The sequence below is a fragment of the Corynebacterium sp. genome (genome assembly GCF_030532965.1).
In the GTDB taxonomy this organism is placed as follows: Bacteria; Actinomycetota; Actinomycetes; order Mycobacteriales; family Mycobacteriaceae; genus Corynebacterium.
The window spans coordinates 81,286-96,321 of the sequence record NZ_JAUNKC010000001.1; the positions used below are offsets into that span (position 1 = coordinate 81,286).

General features: G+C 55.8%; 17 protein-coding genes and 1 tRNA gene. 4 read left to right on the forward strand and 14 right to left on the reverse strand.

Going from position 1 to position 15,036, the window contains the following annotated elements; genetic code table 11:
- Positions 1–39 precede the first annotated feature (39 nt).
- Complete coding sequence (gene glyA, locus Q4D85_RS00390; protein WP_303197435.1) at positions 40–1,326, reverse strand: serine hydroxymethyltransferase; 1,287 nt, start codon at positions 1,324–1,326, stop codon at positions 40–42.
- A gap of 286 nt (positions 1,327–1,612) precedes the next feature.
- Between glyA and coaA the strand changes: the two genes are divergently transcribed.
- A complete protein-coding gene (gene coaA, locus Q4D85_RS00395; RefSeq protein WP_303197436.1) occupies positions 1,613–2,539 on the forward strand; it encodes a type I pantothenate kinase in 927 nt (308 codons plus the stop codon).
- A gap of 18 nt (positions 2,540–2,557) precedes the next feature.
- On the opposite strand, the gene Q4D85_RS00400 is transcribed toward coaA, so the two are convergent.
- From Q4D85_RS00400 to mca, 4 genes are all read right to left on the reverse strand, one after another.
- Positions 2,558–3,067 carry a flavodoxin domain-containing protein gene (locus Q4D85_RS00400; RefSeq protein ID WP_303197438.1) on the reverse strand — a complete coding sequence of 170 codons (510 nt, stop codon included), beginning with the start codon at positions 3,065–3,067 and terminating at the stop codon, positions 2,558–2,560.
- A gap of 33 nt (positions 3,068–3,100) precedes the next feature.
- A complete protein-coding gene (locus Q4D85_RS00405; RefSeq protein WP_303197439.1) occupies positions 3,101–3,883 on the reverse strand; it encodes an isoprenyl transferase in 783 nt (260 codons plus the stop codon).
- A gap of 50 nt (positions 3,884–3,933) precedes the next feature.
- A complete protein-coding gene (locus Q4D85_RS00410; protein WP_303197685.1) occupies positions 3,934–4,224 on the reverse strand; it encodes a hypothetical protein in 291 nt (96 codons plus the stop codon).
- A 222-nt stretch (positions 4,225–4,446) separates the two neighbouring features.
- The gene (mca, locus tag Q4D85_RS00415) at positions 4,447–5,310 is read right to left on the reverse strand and encodes a mycothiol conjugate amidase Mca (RefSeq protein WP_303197440.1); all 864 of its coding nucleotides are present in this window, start codon (positions 5,308–5,310) and stop codon (positions 4,447–4,449) included.
- Between the two features lie 240 nt (positions 5,311–5,550).
- On the opposite strand from mca, the gene Q4D85_RS00420 reads away from it, so the two are divergent.
- The 3 genes from Q4D85_RS00420 to Q4D85_RS00430 all read left to right on the forward strand — a co-directional run bounded on the left by Q4D85_RS00420 (position 5,551) and on the right by Q4D85_RS00430 (position 7,199).
- The gene (locus tag Q4D85_RS00420) at positions 5,551–5,976 is read left to right on the forward strand and encodes a DUF4307 domain-containing protein (protein WP_303197441.1); all 426 of its coding nucleotides are present in this window, start codon (positions 5,551–5,553) and stop codon (positions 5,974–5,976) included.
- Between the two features lie 142 nt (positions 5,977–6,118).
- Positions 6,119–6,640: a transcription elongation factor GreA gene (gene greA / locus Q4D85_RS00425; protein ID WP_303197443.1), complete on the forward strand. Its 522-nt coding sequence runs from the start codon at positions 6,119–6,121 to the stop codon at positions 6,638–6,640.
- A 34-nt stretch (positions 6,641–6,674) separates the two neighbouring features.
- Positions 6,675–7,199, forward strand: a complete 525-nt coding sequence (locus tag Q4D85_RS00430; RefSeq protein ID WP_303197449.1) for a hypothetical protein — start codon at positions 6,675–6,677, stop codon at positions 7,197–7,199.
- Positions 7,200–7,317: 118 nt separating this feature from the next.
- Here Q4D85_RS00430 and Q4D85_RS00435 read toward each other — a convergent pair whose 3' ends face one another.
- From Q4D85_RS00435 to Q4D85_RS00475, 9 genes are all read right to left on the reverse strand, one after another.
- A complete protein-coding gene (locus Q4D85_RS00435) occupies positions 7,318–8,130 on the reverse strand; it encodes a Bax inhibitor-1/YccA family protein (protein ID WP_303197451.1) in 813 nt (270 codons plus the stop codon).
- Between the two features lie 155 nt (positions 8,131–8,285).
- Positions 8,286–9,314, reverse strand: a complete 1,029-nt coding sequence (locus Q4D85_RS00440) for an AraC family transcriptional regulator (RefSeq protein ID WP_303197452.1) — start codon at positions 9,312–9,314, stop codon at positions 8,286–8,288.
- A 250-nt stretch (positions 9,315–9,564) separates the two neighbouring features.
- Positions 9,565–9,774, reverse strand: coding sequence for a hypothetical protein (locus Q4D85_RS00445; protein WP_303197453.1), 210 nt, complete (start codon positions 9,772–9,774; stop codon positions 9,565–9,567).
- A gap of 288 nt (positions 9,775–10,062) precedes the next feature.
- Entirely contained in the window at positions 10,063–11,016 is a 954-nt protein-coding gene (locus Q4D85_RS00450) for a CbrC family protein (RefSeq protein WP_303197454.1), read from the reverse strand.
- Between the two features lie 31 nt (positions 11,017–11,047).
- Positions 11,048–12,181: a hypothetical protein gene (locus tag Q4D85_RS00455; protein WP_303197456.1), complete on the reverse strand. Its 1,134-nt coding sequence runs from the start codon at positions 12,179–12,181 to the stop codon at positions 11,048–11,050.
- A gap of 395 nt (positions 12,182–12,576) precedes the next feature.
- A tRNA-Leu gene (locus Q4D85_RS00460) sits at positions 12,577–12,653 on the reverse strand.
- A gap of 66 nt (positions 12,654–12,719) precedes the next feature.
- A complete protein-coding gene (locus Q4D85_RS00465; RefSeq protein ID WP_303197457.1) occupies positions 12,720–13,721 on the reverse strand; it encodes a Ppx/GppA phosphatase family protein in 1,002 nt (333 codons plus the stop codon).
- Positions 13,722–14,294 carry a DUF501 domain-containing protein gene (locus Q4D85_RS00470; RefSeq protein ID WP_303197460.1) on the reverse strand — a complete coding sequence of 191 codons (573 nt, stop codon included), beginning with the start codon at positions 14,292–14,294 and terminating at the stop codon, positions 13,722–13,724.
- 73 nt (positions 14,295–14,367) lie between these two features.
- The gene (locus tag Q4D85_RS00475) at positions 14,368–14,997 is read right to left on the reverse strand and encodes a septum formation initiator family protein (protein WP_303197461.1); all 630 of its coding nucleotides are present in this window, start codon (positions 14,995–14,997) and stop codon (positions 14,368–14,370) included.
- Between the last annotated feature and the right edge of the window lie 39 nt (positions 14,998–15,036).

Here is a 15,036-nt window from a genome sequence, read left to right on the forward strand (position 1 = left end):
TTGCGCTAACTGCTGGTATGAGGGTGGATTTTATAGGACTTAATAAAGCTTCCACTCCTCAAGACCGGCATAGAGTGTTGGGTATTCGAAAGTAAGCTTTTCGACGCGGCCGCGCAGCGCCGCAATTTCCGTTGCGCCAGTCAACGCCTCAGCAATGATATCAGCAACCTGGCTGAACGCTGCGGCGTCGAAACCGCGGGTAGCCAACGCTGGGGTGCCGATACGCAGGCCCGAGGTGACCATTGGTGGGCGAGGATCGAAAGGAACAGCGTTACGGTTGACGGTAATGCCAACCTCATGCAGAAGATCCTCTGCCTGCTGTCCATCCAGCTTGGAGTTGCGCAGATCCACCAAAACCAAGTGCACATCGGTGCCGCCGGTCAATACGTCAACGCCCGCTGCGGCACAATCAGCCGCAGTCAGCCGCTCGGCGATGATCTTCGCACCCTCAATGGTGCGGGCTTGGCGCTCCTTGAACTCTTCGGTACCCGCAATCTTCATGGCCACGGCTTTAGCCGCAATGGCGTGCATCAGCGGGCCACCCTGCTGGCCTGGGAATACGGCCGAATTGAGTGCCTTGGCGTATTCCTGCTTCGCCAAGATCATGCCGGAACGTGGGCCGCCAAGAGTCTTATGAACGGTGGTGGACACAACATCTGCGTGCGGAACTGGGCTGGGGTGCAGACCAGCAGCAACCAGGCCAGCGAAGTGAGCCATATCGACCCACAGCTTCGCACCCACCTCATCGGCGATGGCGCGGAACGCCTCGAAATCCTGCTGGCGTGGGTAGGCCGACCAACCCGCAATCAGAACCTGCGGGCGCTCAGCCAACGCCATCTCACGAACCTGATCCATATCAATACGGAAAGTCTCAGGATCAACCCCGTAGGCCGCAACCTCATACAGCTTGCCAGAGAAGTTCAGGTGCATACCGTGGGTGAGGTGACCACCGTGTGCCAGCGACAACCCCATGATCTTGTCGCCGGGGTTAGCCAACGCCATAAGTACAGCGGCGTTCGCCTGCGCACCAGCGTGGGGCTGAACGTTGGCGAATTCCGCACCGAACAATTCCTTTGCGCGGTTGCGGGCCAGATCTTCAACGATGTCGGCGTGCTCACAGCCGCCGTAGTAGCGGCGACCAGGGTAGCCCTCAGCGTACTTGTTGGTAAACACCGACCCCTGGGCCTGCAATACTGCGCGGGGGACGAAGTTCTCGGAGGCAATCATTTCTAGGGTGTTGCGCTGGCGAGACAGTTCGCCCGCAATTGCGCCAGCGACCTCTGGGTCGAGTTCGGCAAGCGGCTGGTTAAGGATGTCATTCGTCATGAAGGACACTCACACCTTTCGTTGTTGTGCATCTGCGTTGAGCCCCTGGTCCACCACCAGAGTTGTACCCAACAGGTAGTCTAACCCACGCGGTGATTTTTACAGTATCGACGACGAAACAAGCTGGCTTGATCTCGGCGATCGTTGCTGCTTACCGCGCGAAAAACAGTGACGCGTGTATGCTGTGTGCTTTTCGACGCCCACCCCACCAAAACAGCAGATATACAGCTGCCGTATGCCCCACTGAACTTTGGTCAAGGTGGGTGTTCTTGGCACAATGGTGGATATGGCCCGCCCCAATGACTCCAGTCCCTACCTGGATTTCGACCGCTCCGCCTGGCGAAAACTCCGTAAGTCCTTTCCCCAGGTGCTCACCGAAGAGGACTTGGAAAAGCTCCGGGGCATTGGCGAAAACATTGATCTTGAAGAAGTCGCTGAGGTGTATTTGCCACTCAGCCGTCTCATCCACCTTCAGGTTCAGGCGCGCCAGGAATTAACCGCCGCCACCGAAACCTTCCTGGGCGAACGCGCCCAACACGTCCCGTTTGTCATCGGGGTGGCCGGGTCCGTGGCTGTCGGCAAATCCACCACCGCCCGTCTGCTGCAGGTGCTGCTACAACGGTGGCCCAGCCATCCACACGTCGATCTGATTACTACCGACGGTTTTCTCTACCCGGCGGCGGAACTAAACCGGCGTGGGATCATGAAGCGCAAAGGGTATCCCGAAAGCTACGATCAGCGGGCGTTGCTTCGGTTTGTCACCGACGTGAAATCCGGAAAACCGAACGTCAAAGCGCCTGTGTATTCCCACACCCTTTACGATCGGGTGCCGGGGGAATTTATCACCGTCAACCGCCCCGACATCCTCATTGTTGAGGGACTTAACGTGCTACAAACTGGCCCCACCCTGGTGGTTTCAGACTTATTCGATTTCTCCGTCTATGTCGACGCAAAAACAGAAGATATCGAACGCTGGTATATCGAACGCTTCCTACAGCTACGAACCACCGCGTTCCGCGCCCCCGACGCGCACTTTTCCCACTACGCGGAACTGCCAGACAACGCGGCGATCCATGAGGCCCGCGACATCTGGCAAACCATTAACCTGCCCAATCTGGTGGAAAACATTCTACCCACGCGGGTGCGCGCTTCGCTTGTGCTGGCAAAGCGCGGCGACCATTCCATTCACCGGGTTAGGATGCGCAAGATTTAGCCGTCTCATTCGGCACTTCTAGCGTCGCTTCACCCACTCGACTATTGGCGCCAACTGTGCGAAATCCATGGTTGTCGTGTCGATATTGTAGCTATCGACGATATTTTGCTCGCTTTGGTTCCGCTTCGGTTTAAATCGCAATGCGGTCACGATCGACGTCATGATCGCCTTGTGTTTCGCCTGCATGGTTGAGTAAATGAGATCACCGCTGAGATAAAACCGGGCGCACTCTTGTGGAACCAATTCTTGCAATTGGTCCTTTTCCCGCGCATCCTCAATGGGGGTCATGCCCACCGCCACCGCCGCCAGCGGGCGTGGTGTCGATGCATTTGCATGCAATTCCGAGACGCAAGTTGCCGCAGGAATTTTCGGGCCGTGCACGTAGCTTAAAACTATAACGGGGTGACCATCATCCGGCACCGGGGTGGAAATATCGTGTGCTTCAGCATCAAGCAGTTCGGCTAAGCGCTCGGCATATTGGCGGGTGGAAGAATATGCCGATTTATATCTGATGTAAACAGTGGCCATTTGTCTTTTCAGCCTTCCATAAACAAATACGCATCATTTACCAAAACGTCTTGATCGCTTTGAATATTCCCGCAATGCGCGCAGGAAGTCGAGGCGTCGAAAAGCAGGCCAATATGTATCGGTAAACCAGATCTCCGAATAGGCCGCCTGCCACAGCAAAAAGCCTGATAGTCGCTGTTCCCCGGAGGTGCGAATCACCAAATCCGGATCCGGCTGGCCGGAAGTATACAAATGCGATGAGATGGATTCCACACTAATTTTATCCACCATCTCCTCGGCGCTGGTGCCGTTTGCCGCCTCCGTGGCGATCAATTCCCGCACCGCGTCGACGATCTCCTGCCGTCCCCCGTAGCCGACCGCAACGTTGACCGCCACCCCGGTGTTGGTAGCCGTCAGCTCCGCCGACGCAATCAACCGGTGCGCAACGTGTTCCGGCAGCAAGTCCAAGTGGCCAACCAAACGCACCCGACAATTGCTTTCCGGGGAGGAAAGCTCATCAACAACATCGCAGATGATGTCAAGAAGAAGCTGTAATTCGTCGTGCTCCCGGCCGAGGTTTTCCGTGGACAGAAGGTAAATCGTCACCAATTCCACATCGGTGTCAGCACACCACGACACCATTTCCCCGATCTTTTTCGCGCCCACCCGGTGCCCGTGGCTCACATCAATGAAACCAGCTTCCCTGGCCCATCGGCGATTGCCGTCGCACATGATCGCAACATGGCTGGGTTGTTTCGCCCCGGAGATTTCCCGCAATAATCGGCGTTCATAAAGGGGGTAGAGCAACGTTGGTATCACGACATTTGGCTTCTTCACAAACCGCACTCTCCTCTACTAATGACCGAATTTTCAAACCCAAAAAAGCGTTAGAACCAGCTCTTCTTCCGCTGATCCAAAACCCCGGCCTCCGCCATTGCGGCATCCAGCTTTTCCTGATCGAAAGGGTCAATCCCGTGTGCCTCAGCAAACAGCCGACGCCGGTTCATGCGGCTATAGCGGCGGTGAAACGCCCAGCCGATAAACAGAACCGCGACCACAAGCGCGATCAACACAAACCAACCCACCGGAGAAGCCTTGCCAAATTCACTGCCCACCGGGCCGGGCCCCTGCTGAGCCAGCAAAACTACCGTCTGCGCAGCTGTCGCCGCGTGTGCCAGTGATGAAACAATCACCTTGATCCTCCAAAAGTTGATTCACGAAGCGGCACTGATTCGCGCCGGTGCCGTTTATCAGTGTAGTCCGCCGCCCTCACCGACAGTTAACCCCTGTGACTAACGTCTGTGTCGAAAGCCGCGCACGCACCATCCATAGTGTTTGTCGGAAATCCAACCCACACCGCTACACCATACAACCGACAGGGATTGTAGAAACCTATGCGGTCATTCCAATCCAGCCAGCAAACTATCCTCCGGCAAGGAGGTACGCACCCGGGTCTTGGCCAATTCGAATTCCTCCGTGGGCCACAACCGCTGTTGAACCTCAATCGGGGTGCCGAAAAAAGTACCAGCCGGATCAATCTGGGTAGCGTGCGCCCGCAAGGCGTCGTCGCGTTGCGGGAAATACTCGGAGCACTCCACCTGGGTGGTGACCCGCAACATGATGTCACCCTTATGGGCTTTCCACCGATCCAGGATCTCCGTGTAGGGGCTGGGCTTGCCTGCGTCGACAAGCAAATTGTGGAAAAGCTCCAACCGCTGCCGGATAAAACCATGCGAATAATACAGCTTCTTCGGCTCCCACGCTTCGCCAAGATCCGGACGATAATCCGGGTCGCCGGCGTCGTCCCAGGCACGCATGGACACTTCGTGGACCTTAAGATGATCCGGGTGCGGATAACCACCGTTTTCGTCGTAGGTGATAATCACATGCGGTTGGAACTCCCGGATGGTTTCCACCACCTTCGCGGTCACCTCCTCCGTGTCCGCCAACGCAAAACTACCCTCCGGCAACGGCGGCAGCGGGTCGCCCTCCGGCAAACCGGAATCAACGTAACCCAACCACTTGTGCTCCACCCCCAAGGCAGCGACTGCGTTGGCCATCTCCTGCTCACGAACAGCTTTGATGTTTTCCAAAACACCAGGCTTATCCATCGCTGGGTTGAGAATGTCGCCCCGTTCGCCCCCGGTGCAGGTTAACACCATGACGCGATGTCCCTCAGCGACATAGCGAGCCATGGTGGCTGCGCCTTTGCTCGATTCATCGTCGGGGTGGGCGTGAATAGCAAGAATGCGCAAACCGCTCACGGATCTCGTTCCTTCTTTCTCATAAAAATGTGCAACTGCCCGCCCAGGCGTACCGAATCAGCGGCAGTCTCCACCTAAAAACTTCCCTTAACTGTACTGCCTTAATAACCTCAGATAGTAACTGAGAAATATTAGGTAAGATAAGCATGGTTAATTGCCCATAACGTCAGCCACTGCGGCTTTAAGTTTCACCACATTGTCGACGCTTAAAGCCCAACACAAGGAGTTTTGACATACGCCATGTCCAATCGTTCGAGGTATCACGCAACGCCACAACAGTCGGGCACCGGCTGGACCGGCAAACTCGTGGCTATTTTCACGCTCGTTTTAGTCGCCTCATTCGGGGTAGCTTTCGCTAAATACCTGCGCACGGTAGAAAACCAGTCGACCAATATTTCCTTTGCCAGTTCCGAGCGCATCGACGACTCCACGTTGCGGGTGTGGGCTGACATCAGCCGCAAGGACGTTTCCGTGCCCGCCTATTGCATCGTCACCGCACTCAATTACGATATGGCCGAGGTGGGGCGTCGTGAAGTGTATATCGCGCCGGGCGGCCCGACGCAGCAACGTATTGAGACGGATATCCCAACCCGTGAATTGGCCGTCGCCGGTGGCGCGTATGGGTGCAGCGAGGATATTCCGTTCTATTTGGATACCAGCGGCTAAGCAACAATAGTGATTGTATGTGGTAAGATTCCACGTCAATACACGAATTTTTATGACCCCTGCATTACAACATTGGTTGTTTTACTGTCAGGGGTTTTCAAAATGACTATCGCAGAAGTGAAGAAAAGGTACGAAACCCATCATGGCTGAGAACCAAAAGCAGTACATCACCCCGGAAGCCAAAGCAAAGCTGGAAGAAGAGCTCAACGCCCTGATCGCGCACCGCCCAGTCATCGCGGCGGAAATCAACGAGCGCCGCGAAGAAGGCGACCTTAAGGAAAACGCTGGCTACGATGCCGCCCGCGACATGCAGGACCGCGAAGAAGCCCGCATTAAGCAAATTTCCGAGATTCTCGCTAATTCCACCACCGAACGCACCGGCATCGTGGAAGGTGTCGCATACGTCGGTTCGGTGGTGCACGTGTACTACAACGGCGACGAGTCCGATAAAGAAACCTTCCTCATCGGTACCCGCGCCGCAGCCTCCGATAACAAGGATCTGGAAACCTACTCTGAGCAGTCCCCGCTCGGCGCAGCTATCCTCGGCGCACACGAGGGCGACACCCGGGAATACACCGCCCCTAGCGGCAAGGTGATCACCGTGACGATCGTTTCTGCTGAGCCTTATGATTCCCTCAAGGCCGCTACCTTGCGCAATAGCTAACCGTACTTAATTCTTCTCAAGGATTTTTACTCCGGTGACTCCTTCACTTAGTGGGTCATCGCTTCGGCGACATGCAGCTGGCGCGATGACCCTTTTTCTTTCCGCGATGCTAGTAACAGGCTGCACACCGCCCAGCCATCAAGATTCCGCCAAGAAGGTGGACACCGCCACTGAATCTCCTACAAGGCCCGATTCCTATCTCACGAATTTGGCAGAAACCGCGGCAGCCAGCACCCCACCCACGAAAAACGAGCCGGGGGTGATCGACTGCATCGGGCCGGCACAGGTGAAACCGTCGGCGTTGCATATCACATGCCTTGACAACGCCGACTTCGTTACTCATTTGGTCTGGGAGAAGTGGGATAAAAAAGAGGCGGCGGCCTCTGGCCTTCGGGTGAGCCAGACCACGAAGAAGAAAAAGAACGTCACCACGTACAGCGCCGTGAAGATAACCCTCACAGATCCGGCAGAAACCCCAAGCGGTGTTGTTTTCACCACGATCGAAGTCGATGACGAGCCTATAACCGGTGTACCGGATTTGGCTCCACCGAAGTCCTAATCCGATCAAATACCCATTCCGGTAACACAACCGGCCCGCCACCTGTGTAGATACACAACGGTGGCGGGCCGGTTTAAAAATTGCGGTGATAATCGATGATCACCGCAATTACAATGCCTTAGCGCTGCTGGAAGTAGCTGAGCAGGCGGAGGATCTCGGTGTAGAGCCACACCAGGGTGACAGCCAAACCAAGAGCGACGCCCCAGGAGTACTTCGCAGGAGCACCCTCGCGGATGAGACGATCTGCGATGTCGAAGTCCTGCAGGAAGCTCAACGCAGCCAGGACGATGCAGACGAGGGAGAAGATGATTGCGATCGGGCCGCCGTCACGCAGTGGTGCGCCGAAGCCGAGGAAGTACATCAGCATATTGCCCAGTGCCAGAACCAGCACACCGATGATCGCGCCGGTCAGGATACGAGTGAACCGTGGGGTTACCCGAATTGCACCCGACTTGTACACGAACAGCATGCCGATGAACACACCGATGGTGCCCAGGATGGCCTGGCCGATCAGGTTGCCAGCGTTCTGGTTGCCCACCAGGAAGCCGGAGAGGATGAGGGAGATGCCACCCACGAAGAGACCTTCAAATGCGGCGTAAGCCAGGGTAACCGCCTTGGAGCCGTATTTCTTACCGAAGGTGGAGACCAACACCATGATGAGGCCGCCGATGGCGCCCACAGCGGTGAGAATCAACGCCAGTTGGGGGTTAAAGAAGGCTGCGATGCCGAAGTTAACGAGCGCGCCGACGATGATGACACCGAGTGTGATTCCGGTACTGGTGACCACATCATCCACGGTCATTGGGCGCTCGGACTGAACCGGCGCGGTGTAAGCGCCGTAAGGGTCCTGGGCGTTGTTGTAGCCACCGTAGTAGTTTGCGGCTGCCTTTGCCCCAGAAAGTGAATTCAAAACCGGATTGCTGCTACGCATGGTTTCAGGTCACTGTCCTTTCACGTAAAGATTAATGGTGCTCGTGAATTTCATGAGCACTTAAGTGTACATACTGAATAACGTTGACGAATTTACTTTAGTTCCCCGGTGAATATTGAACAATTGCAGGTTGATACGATTTTGTAATCAAATGCTTATACAGTTGGGATTAATACGTCTTCCGCGGCGCGCCGCGCCTGTTGGCTCAGCGGCATGAACGCGGCTTCCGGTACTGTACACATTCCGGTCATCAGCACCCGGTCGATGGTGGCGTTGGCCTCATTGAAATCGACGGGGACCGGCAAGGCAATGGCACCCGCAGCTATATCAAGCCGGGTATTGGTTCCCGCCGGGATAGTGACCGTTTCGCCACCGGCTAAGAATCGACAATAGCCGGGTGTGGTTACCGTGGCCGCACCCTGGTAAATCCACAGCACCAAGTCGTCTTCGGCGCGGGCGAACGTGGTAAGCACTGGCGGCTCCGGCGCTATTCCGGCTGCCCCCATGCCGATTGTTCCGGCCGTAAACGCCGCAGGGGTTGCTCCCGTGTGGCGTTTAAAGGCCCGGGTAAGGCTACTGGTCGCATCGAAACCGACCATGGAAGCCACGTTAGTGATGGTGAAATTGTGGCTGAGCAGCTCGGCGGCGACCGCCACTCGGTGCGCGGCCCGCCACTCACTGAAACTGAAATCGGTGGTGGCCTGGAATTGCCGTTGCAGGGTGCGCGTGCTGACGTGTTGCTCGTTGGCAAAATCTTGGAGCGATCGTTGATCGGCCGGGTTGGCATGCAATTGTTTCGCCACCGCCCGTGCTTGTGCCGCTACTGGCAATTTTGGTGATTGCAGTCGGTGAATATTGAAGAGTTTTTCAATGTCTTCGCTCAGCACCAACTCCCCCAGCAAGCTGCGGGAATATTCGGCGATCATGCGGGCGGACCAGTCCGACCCAAGGTGGATGCGCCGGGTTCCCCCTTCAAGCGATAACTCCGGGAAGCGAATGGGGATCACGATGCCGGTGGCTTGGGACACGCCAGCGACCCCCGTGGTTGGTGTGACGAACGCCCCGTGCGGCGCGACAATGAGGTCGCCTGCCAGCACTGACATGACTTTATCGGGCGCGTTGATGGTCGCGGTACCGCTGTGGCACCACAGCAACACTGGTGACATTGAGGGGGCAGTTTCCATTCTTCAACCTTCCACGACGCCTACTCAATTCAGATCGCGTTTAGCATACCCTAACCTAATAGGTTTGGAAATAGATAGCGGCAAATTTATGCATGAGCAAACCCCCTAACCGCTGTGTTCTACTCTATGTCTGCAGGCTAGGGGGTTTGGTCGGCAAATGGAAAATCATGAAGCTCTCGCTTAATTAGTTCACGTAAGTCCCTATATCTATCTCCTTCTATCAAAGACGGTTGGTTGTAACGGACGGTTCTCAACGGTGCCGCACTCGCGTGATATGCTGCGGCGTCGTTCGCGTTAAGCTTCGTAGCGTCCTCACCCCCGTCCCGATCTCGGAGCCTTTCCGCTCTTTCACGTAGTACGAAGAACGATTGTCATAAGGATTCATGTCAGAAATGTAGTAGACATCGGCTGCGGAAAGGTCTCGTTCATTGAAGATTGCGGTTGCGGTCACTGCGTGCATAGTGCGCTCCTTTGAGGGTATCGATTAGTTTTTGTCTGTTATGTTCTTGTGTTCTGGCTGTAGCTTTAGCTCTGTAGCTCTAGCTGTGTTTCGTATCAACCGGAACTAATTACATAATGTAAAGACCCATTCTGGACACGACGTCCCCTCACGCTGGCAAGTCGCTGTGAATTGGCAGTATTTTTCATGTACATCGATATTTGCCAGGTCACAGCAACTTTTCCACCACGGAAAAATTTTGGCCATCGCCACCACCAGCACCCCCAGTACCAGCTTTCGGGCGTGGATTTACGTGTAGTCCACGTAGGCTACATACTCGCCACAGTGTCGGCACTGAAATAGGTATGCGACGAGCGCGCCGTCAGGGTCGATGTACTGCAGATATTCCCGGTCGAAGCCGTTGTCCACTATCGCGTCACACGCGCTTGGTTTCTCTTTCAGTTCTTCCCAGGTTGGCGTGCCTAGATACATCGCCGCATCTGAGCAATGGCTCAGCCACATCTCCTGCTGCCACGATATGAAGCCGGGTGTGCGCAAAGCTACTTCGTCAATAACTTCTGCCGGAACGTCGGGATCGTCATAATAACTGAAGGAGGCAGCAAATTTTTCGGCGGCGCTGCCGTCAGCGATGCACCACGGGCAGATATCGTCAAGCCCATCGTGGCGCGAATACGGCCTGGTGCAGTAGCGCCACCCGGTGCGTTTATTACAGCAGGGGCACACCGACTCGTAGTTTTCTTGGATAGAGCCGGTCGCCACCGGATCGGGGTGATAGTTAAAGTGCGGCAGCTCGGATTGGGGCCGCAACCCATCGGGTTTGTGCGGGCCCGCCAACCAGGTTTCAGCATCGATCGGCGCATCCTCATCAATGCCGCCATGGCCGGATTGCCGCCATAACTTCGGGTCGAAGGTTTCGGTGGTGGCGTCGCTAAGCAAGACAAGGCGCCGCGTCCCGTAGATGGCCACCACGGCGCATACTTCTGGTGCGGTTATCGTTTCTTTTAGTTTCCGCGTGTGGTACGCGATGTCTTCGGCCGTTGCTTTTCGACGTTTCCTGTCCGCGCGATCCACGACGGGCAGGAACGTCCAGGTTTCACCGGTTGGCCCCCGGGTGTCGTCGAAAAGCCAACCATTTTCCTGAGCAAGCCGCGACCGCAGCCACTTTGGGAAAACCGCACCCACGGCCGCTTCACACGCGCGAATATCTGATTCTGTAGCAGGTGGTGCCGTATTACCCATCATTTCCCTTTCCGTTACGATTTTCCTTATCCTTCTACGTTGTTTGGGGTACAACCCCAGCAATCATGCAGTCACGACATAATTGGATATACAACACAGGTTCATAGCCACCAGACGCAAAAAGCGCATCGACGGGAATCTGCGCCAGGTGTTTCATTGTTTTTCCGCAATCAGGGCAGGCTAGGTATTGCGCTTCCTGAAGCCACGTCGGGTGGCCACCGATGCTCGGTTCGTCCCAGCCGGTCGCGTAATTTCGCCACACGCTGTTGCGTTCTACACCTGTATCAGCCGAATCCGAGACAGCAATCCACTGCACCGCATCGTCTTTGTCAGATTCTTCGTCGCTCACCGGAACATCGTGAGGTTCTTCCGCATCGTCAATCTGCCACGCACCGCCTGGTTCCAGCCGAATCCAGGCCTGGTGTCCTGCGCCCGCATCAAATTCATAGAAGTGACAATTCATGCAGATAGGAATGCAAATGTCATGGTCAACCGCCAGAAAATCGAACCGGGGATCCCCTTCCGGTATCGAAAGGCCGGTTATCAACGCTCCACCACACTGAGGGCAGTCGGCTGCCAGCACTCCGCCGATAACCGCCGTATCCGCCGGTGCGGTATCGGTTGCAGCTAGGCGACGAAACGGAATCAATCGTGGATACACCAAGGTGGTAACCGAACCGTCATCATGCGGCTGCCAGCCAGCCGCATGGGCACAGAGCTGAATGTAATCGGGGTGGAAATCCGGCGGCAGCACTTTACCCGCATAGGAACTCACTACCCGCCGCGCTTCATCGTTACCACACCACCCCAAGTAGTCCAACATGGATGCATCGGCTTCGGTGAGCGGCGTGGAAAGCCCAGCAATCCACGCTTCTTGCACTTCGTCAGGTACATCCTTTAAAAAGAACGTCGGCCACGAATCCTTAACCACCGCTTCAGCAAACGCGTGGGTTGATACGTCAAAAATTGCGGCTATCGTTTCGATCTCTTCCCGGTTACCGGCTATCAGCCGCCCGCTTAAAAACCGCCGCTCCAATTCCGCCCACCGGGCCTGAACCTCAGCGTTGCTGATTACACCAGATCGCACCCGATCGCTGCAATCGTGCGGATCTAACTGGCGCGACTTGGCAATAAGCCGTGAGAAAAACCCCAGTGTGACCACCTCCAAGCAAGAATCATCACAGTATTCGTGTAATCCCGGATAATTTTAAAGCTTTTTAGCCGACACCATTAGCCGTTTCGACACGGAATGTATGACATGACCGATGACGATTCACGGGTTTTCTCACCACGACAGAAAACACGATTCGTCATAGGTTTGATCGCTAATCTGAGCAAACGTTTTCGTGGCTTCTCGTGGGCCGACCATTACGGGAAGTTCTAATTCTCGGGAACAGACACACTTTTGTCCCTTAACCCCTTTTTGTCCCCTAACCCAACTTTTATCCCTTAACTCTTTTAAGGCAAACGTTAGAAATGAAAAAAGCAGGCACACCGTGTTTTTGGGATATTCCCACTGTGTGTCCTGCTGAATGTGACTTATGAAGTTGTTGGTTACGTTGGTGGTGCCCCCAGTGAGACTCGAACTCACACTGGATTGATTTTAAGTCAACTGCCTCTGCCGATTGGGCTATGGGGGCAACGAGTACCAAGTTTAAACCACTTCCAAGCAAAAGGTGAAATGTTGCCGTTTAAGTGGTTATTTTTTATACAACTTCGCCGGTGACAGCGGCCGACCGAATAGCCGCAGCCGCCTCCGAATCGGCAATGAGGTCAGCGATAATGCCATCCAAAATGTCCTTTTCGGAGATAACCATGCTGGTAATGCCGGTTTGGTTCTCAATCATGTCGAGAATACCTTGCACCACCACTGCCCCACCGGCGATCACGTCGGCCCGACCCGGATGCACCACCGGATTCATCCGCCGCTCAGCGGAGGTGATTCCGATGAGCTGATTGGTTAACACCCGCAACGCATCAAACCGCAACTGACAATCGTGGATTGCCTTCGGGTCGTATTCCTCCAGCCCCAACGCCAATGCGGCGATGGTGGTGAAGGTGCCCGCGCAGCCCACAAAGGTCTTGGCCTTCGTGATCGGCACGATCAATTGGGTTTGCTCGATACGTTCCGCAACGTGATCGCGGGCGATCTCAAGCTCGGTTTCGGTTGGCGGATCAGAGCGCATAATCCGCTCGGTCATACGAACGCAGCCCATTTGTGCGGAATGCGACCCAAGGATTTCACCGTCGGCGTTGCCTACCACAAATTCGGTGGAGCCGCCGCCTAGATCGATCACGCAGTACGGGCCGGGTTCATCCGCTACGTCGGCGACCGCGCCAATAAACGACAGCTTGGCTTCTTCTTCCCCGGTAATCACTTCCGCCATCGCGCCCGGCCGGATGGTTCCGAGCAATTGGGCAGTCATTCGGAAAAATTCGTCTTTGTTTGATGCGTCCCGGGTAGCGGAGGTGGCCACCATGCGTACGTCGGTGACGCGTTCTTGCCGCATGAGCTCCACGTATTTCGTTAATACCTCGCGGGTGCGTTCAATAGCGGCGGGGTCAAGCTCTCCGGTGGCATCGACGCCTTGGCCGAGCCGGACGATCTCCATGAGCCGGAGGATTTCTTTGGTTACACCATTTTTGTATTCGCAGATGAGCAACCGTAGCGAGTTTGTGCCGCAGTCGATGGCAGCAAACCGGGCCATTTAGTTTCCTCCTTGGTTTCCGGGCGCTTCCGCGTTGCTGAAATCGAAATCACTCAGGTTGATGCCAAGCTCTTCGCACGTGGGCCAATCCGCATCGATGGCGGTGCCGCGCAACCCGGCGTGGTCGGCGGCCATTGCTACCGCTTCGGTGCCGAGCCGGAAGTGGTCGGGGCCTTCCGCCAGCGCGTATGCGATGAGTACGTGCAGGCACTTCACCCGATCAGGCATGCCGCCGCCGGAGAAATCGGTGCCGAGATCCTCAATGGCATTTCGCTTGTCCAGGAAAAATTGATGCGCTTTGCGGTAGTCTCCTTGCAATTCCGCGTCGGTTTCGAGCCGACTGGTCATCCACTTCATCACGTGGGCGACCTCCAACCGGGAGGCTTCGGCGGTAAGCCGGGGGTCGGTCAAGTAGTAGAGGGTGGGAAACGGGGTGCCGTCGTCAAGCTTAGGGGCGGTCATCACTACCCCAGGTTCGCCGTCGGGGCAGCGGTAGGAAATTTCCAGTACGCCGCGAGGGGCGCGTCCGAGCTGGCGTGCGACGGCTTCTAAATCTGCTTGCGTTACATCCATGCGAAGTATTGTCGCACAATCGTCGATGTTTAGCAGGTTGCGTGCTTGTCGACGCCGCCGGCGTGGGCCGAACTTACTGCCCAGGTGCCGCGGGAGCGACCTCGCCTGAAGCGGCATCATCGGCGGGTGCTTCAGCCGGAGGAACCTCTGCGGGTGGTGCTTCAACGGGGGCTTCCGGCGCATTGGGGTCCGGTGCCAACGGCAAATTCCCTGCTGGTTGCGGCGCGGTTTCTTCACTCTCCAGCGCTTCTGGCGTAGAGATGGAATCCCACAGGATATTGAACCATGCGTCGCCGGAACCATCGTTGGCATGCAACGACTCACCAGTCTGCCGGTTGTTTTCAAGCGCCGGGTCGATAATCCGGAATGCGATCTCGCCGGGTTCGATCACTCCCAATCTGATGCGCGCCTGCTCACGGACGTATTCTTCGGATTGGAATTTATCAATCTCGGCCTCAATGGTCTTTTTCTGCTCCGTTAAGTGGCTAATCGACGCATTAAGGCGGGCGATTTCCGCACGTTGTTCCATATAGTTACGCAGCGGCACGGTTATCATCACCAAAACAACGATGATAACGACAATAACGATCGCGAGCGGGCCGTACCCCAACCGAATACGCGGCAGCCGAATGGTACGTTCGGTGCCCTCTGACCGGTTTTCCCTACTTTCGATGGGAACGTTTCGCAAAAATTTATGTGCCATAGGCTTTTAATCTTAACCCCACTTGGCGGCGCGACTGCA

Excerpts from the sequence above, each read along its gene's own strand:
- glyA (WP_303197435.1), bottom strand. The coding sequence starts at position 1,326 with ATGACGAATGACATCCTTAACCAGCCGCTTGCCGAACTCGACCCAGAG.
- coaA (WP_303197436.1), top strand. The coding sequence starts at position 1,613 with ATGGCCCGCCCCAATGACTCCAGTCCCTACCTGGATTTCGACCGCTCC.
- Q4D85_RS00400 (WP_303197438.1), bottom strand. The coding sequence starts at position 3,067 with ATGGCCACTGTTTACATCAGATATAAATCGGCATATTCTTCCACCCGC.
- Q4D85_RS00420 (WP_303197441.1), top strand. The coding sequence starts at position 5,551 with ATGTCCAATCGTTCGAGGTATCACGCAACGCCACAACAGTCGGGCACC.
- greA (WP_303197443.1), top strand. The coding sequence starts at position 6,119 with ATGGCTGAGAACCAAAAGCAGTACATCACCCCGGAAGCCAAAGCAAAG.
- Q4D85_RS00435 (WP_303197451.1), bottom strand. The coding sequence starts at position 8,130 with ATGCGTAGCAGCAATCCGGTTTTGAATTCACTTTCTGGGGCAAAGGCA.
- Q4D85_RS00440 (WP_303197452.1), bottom strand. The coding sequence starts at position 9,314 with ATGGAAACTGCCCCCTCAATGTCACCAGTGTTGCTGTGGTGCCACAGC.
- Q4D85_RS00445 (WP_303197453.1), bottom strand. The coding sequence starts at position 9,774 with ATGCACGCAGTGACCGCAACCGCAATCTTCAATGAACGAGACCTTTCC.
- Q4D85_RS00450 (WP_303197454.1), bottom strand. The coding sequence starts at position 11,016 with ATGATGGGTAATACGGCACCACCTGCTACAGAATCAGATATTCGCGCG.
- Q4D85_RS00465 (WP_303197457.1), bottom strand. The coding sequence starts at position 13,721 with ATGGCCCGGTTTGCTGCCATCGACTGCGGCACAAACTCGCTACGGTTG.
- Q4D85_RS00470 (WP_303197460.1), bottom strand. The coding sequence starts at position 14,294 with ATGGATGTAACGCAAGCAGATTTAGAAGCCGTCGCACGCCAGCTCGGA.
- Q4D85_RS00475 (WP_303197461.1), bottom strand. The coding sequence starts at position 14,997 with ATGGCACATAAATTTTTGCGAAACGTTCCCATCGAAAGTAGGGAAAAC.